The sequence below is a fragment of the uncultured Anaerovibrio sp. genome, from assembly GCF_947302755.1.
GTDB lineage: Bacteria > Bacillota > Negativicutes > Selenomonadales > Selenomonadaceae > Anaerovibrio.
In genome coordinates, this window is sequence record NZ_CAMYWM010000191.1 from 1 (window position 1) to 3,611 (window position 3,611).

General features: G+C 52.6%; 2 protein-coding genes. Both read left to right on the forward strand.

Annotated features, from left to right (window positions below; translation table 11 throughout):
- The first annotated feature begins 83 nt into the window (after positions 1 to 83).
- The gene (locus tag Q0Y54_RS12270; protein WP_297968497.1) at positions 84 to 1,772 is read left to right on the forward strand and encodes an AAA family ATPase; all 1,689 of its coding nucleotides are present in this window, start codon (positions 84 to 86) and stop codon (positions 1,770 to 1,772) included.
- A 63-nt stretch (positions 1,773 to 1,835) separates the two neighbouring features.
- Positions 1,836 to 3,524, forward strand: a complete 1,689-nt coding sequence (locus Q0Y54_RS12275; protein WP_297968500.1) for an AAA family ATPase — start codon at positions 1,836 to 1,838, stop codon at positions 3,522 to 3,524.
- Positions 3,525 to 3,611: the final 87 nt, after the last annotated feature.

Sequence of the window (3,611 nt, forward strand, 5' to 3'; positions counted from 1 at the left end):
TTCAACTAAATTCAGATGGAGTTAAAACTCCACCTGAATAAGTTATCATTTTATCAGAATACAAGCTGCAGGGAGGTGCAGACGTGGAGAGGAAAAATATGCGCAGGGCCATGCCCATAGGGGTGGATGATTTTAGTGAGCTTATCACTAAAAACTACTGCTTTGTTGATAAAACCCGCTTTATCAAGGAAATACTGGAGGGCCATAGCAAGGTCACCCTTATCACCCGTCCCCGCCGCTTTGGCAAGACGCTGAATCTGTCCATGCTGAGGTACTTCTTTTCCATAGAAAATGGGGAAAAGAACCGGGAGCTTTTCGCAGGGCTGGATATCCAGCGGGCTGGGGAAAGGTATATGGCCCAGCAAGGCAGCCGGCCGGTGGTGTTTTTGAGCCTGAAGGATGTACAGGCCAGGGACTTTGCAGGACTTCTGGAGAAAATGGCCGAGCTGATGGGGCAGATTTATGGGCGTGAAGGCTATTTGCAGAATAGTGATGCCCTCTCTCCCCAAGAAAAAAAATACTTTGTTGCCGTGCTGGATGAGGCATGTACTCCGGGCAAACTGCAGTCTGCCTTGGCAAACCTTATAAAAAACCTCAGGAAACACTACGGCCAGAAACCGGTGCTGCTTCTTGATGAGTACGATGCACCTATTATATGTGCCTGGGAGCGGGGCTATTACGATGAGTGCATAGACTTTATGCGGGGATTTTTAAGTGAGGCACTGAAGACCAATGAGGCTTTGGACTTTGCCGTCCTCACCGGGGTGACTCGTGTCTCGAAGGAAAGCATCTTCAGCGGCTTGAATAACCTCCGTGTCTGCTCTGTGCTCAGTGAGCGCTACAGTGATATTTTTGGCTTTACCCAGGAGGAGGCAGATAGGCTGCTCTCCATGTGCGGGCTGGAGGCGAGAAGTGCCGACCTCAAGAAGTGGTATGATGGCTATCTCTTTGGCAGTACGGAAATCTACAACCCTTGGTCGGTGATTAGCTTCATCGACAACGACTGCAAGTTCCAGCCTTACTGGCTCAATACCTCCGGCAACAGCATCCTAAAAGCCCTGCTGGCCCGTATCGATGCCCGCAAGGAGGCGGATTTGCTTGGCCTGCTGAGGGGTAAGACCCTGAGCACCCCCATCAGGGAAAATATTGTCTACGCTGATTTGAATTCTGACCGCAGTACCCTCTATATGATGCTACTGACCGCCGGCTACTTGAAGGCGGTGAAGACATGGAAGGACGAATATTATGAGGATTGGGCAGCCTTGCAGATACCAAATCTGGAAATAAGGCGGGCCTATAGCCTTGAGGTTATGGAAAACATCGTCCCCCATCAGGGCCAGATCGTCCTGATGGACATGATGGAGGCCATGACAGAGGGGCGGGGTGAGGATTTTGCCCAGTATCTGGCGGAGCTGCTGCGGGACTTTGTGAGCTTCCATGACAGCAGCCATAACCCTGAAAGCTTTTACCACGGCCTGCTGCTGGGTCTTTCCGTCTGGCTGGAGGGACGGTACCGTGTGAAGTCAAACCGGGAAAGCGGCTACGGCCGCTTTGATATCGCCTTCTTCCCGGCCAAGGAAAACCTGCCCGGGGTTATCCTGGAGCTGAAGACCGTCAAGGAGGAAGGGGGGCTGGAGGAGGCAGCCCAAGGGGCACTGGCCCAAATCGAGGCAAAGGCTTATCCTGCGGAATTATCCCGGCAGGGGGTGAGGTCGGTATGGAGGTACGGCATTGCCTTCTGCGGGAAAAAGATGTGGCTGGCTCAGGAATGAGGGTATTCCCACAATGGCTGTATAATAATATCATCAGAATACAAGCTGCAGGGAGGTGCAGACGTGGAGAGGAAAAATATGCGCAGGGCCATGCCCATAGGGGTGGATGATTTTAGTGAGCTTATCACTAAAAACTACTGCTTTGTTGATAAAACCCGCTTTATCAAGGAAATACTGGAGGGCCATAGCAAGGTCACCCTTATCACCCGTCCCCGCCGCTTTGGCAAGACGCTGAATCTGTCCATGCTGAGGTACTTCTTTTCCATAGAAAATGGGGCCAAGAACCGGGAGCTTTTCACCGGGCTGGATATTGAGCGGGCCGGGGAAGAGTATATGGCCCAGCAGGGCAGCCGGCCAGTGGTGTTTTTGAGCCTGAAGGAAATACAGGGGCCGGACTATGCCCTGATGCAGGAGTCCATGCAGGAAATGCTCAGGGGACTTTATGGTCAATTTCGTTACCTTTTGGATTCGCCCGCCCTGGCAGAGGATGACAAGCTGTTTTTTAAGCGGATTATAGACAAAAGCGCCAATCGGGGCGAGTCACAAATGTCCCTGAAGCTTCTGTTGTTTATGTTGTGCAAACATCATGGCCGTGAAGCTGTATTGCTGCTGGATGAGTACGATGCCCCCATTATTTGCGCATGGGAGCGGGGCTATTACGATGAGTGCATAGACTTTATGCGGGGATTTTTAAGCGGAGCACTAAAAACCAACGAGGCTTTGGACTTTGCCGTCCTTACCGGGGTGGCCCGTGTCTCAAAGGAAAGCATCTTTAGCGGCCTGAATAACCTCCGTGTTTGCTCTGTGCTCAGTGAGCGCTACAGTGATATTTTTGGCTTTACCCAGGAGGAGGCAGATAGGCTGCTCTCCATGTGCGGGCTGGAGGCGAGAAGTGCCGACCTCAAGAAGTGGTATGATGGCTATCTCTTTGGCAGTACGGAAATCTACAACCCTTGGTCGGTGATTAGCTTCATCGACAACGACTGCAAGTTCCAGCCTTACTGGCTCAATACCTCCGGCAACAGCATCCTAAAAGCCCTGCTGGCCCGTATCGATGCCCGCAAGGAGGCGGATTTGCTTGGCCTGCTGAGGGGTAAGACCCTGAGCACCCCCATCAGGGAAAATATTGTCTACGCTGATTTGAATTCTGACCGCAGTACCCTCTATATGATGCTACTGACCGCCGGCTACTTGAAGGCGGTGAAGACATGGAAGGACGAATATTATGAGGATTGGGCAGCCTTGCAGATACCAAATCTGGAAATAAGGCGGGCCTATAGCCTTGAGGTTATGGAAAACATCGTCCCCCATCAGGGCCAGATCGTCCTGATGGACATGATGGAGGCCATGACAGAGGGGCGGGGTGAGGATTTTGCCCAGTATCTGGCGGAGCTGCTGCGGGACTTTGTGAGCTTCCATGACAGCAGCCATAACCCTGAAAGCTTTTACCACGGCCTGCTGCTGGGTCTTTCCGTCTGGCTGGAGGGACGGTACCGTGTGAAGTCAAACCGGGAAAGCGGCTACGGCCGCTTTGATATCGCCTTCTTCCCGGCCAAGGAAAACCTGCCCGGGGTTATCCTGGAGCTGAAGACCGTCAAGGAGGAAGGGGGGCTGGAGGAGGCAGCCCAAGGGGCACTGGCCCAAATCGAGGCAAAGGCTTATCCTGCGGAATTATCCCGGCAGGGGGTGAGGTCGGTATGGAGGTACGGCATTGCCTTCTGCGGGAAAAAGATGTGGCTGGCTCAGGAATGAGGGTATTCCCACAATGGCTGTATAATAATATCATCAGAATACAAGCTGCAGGGAGGTGCAGACGTGGAGAGGAAAAATATGCGCAGG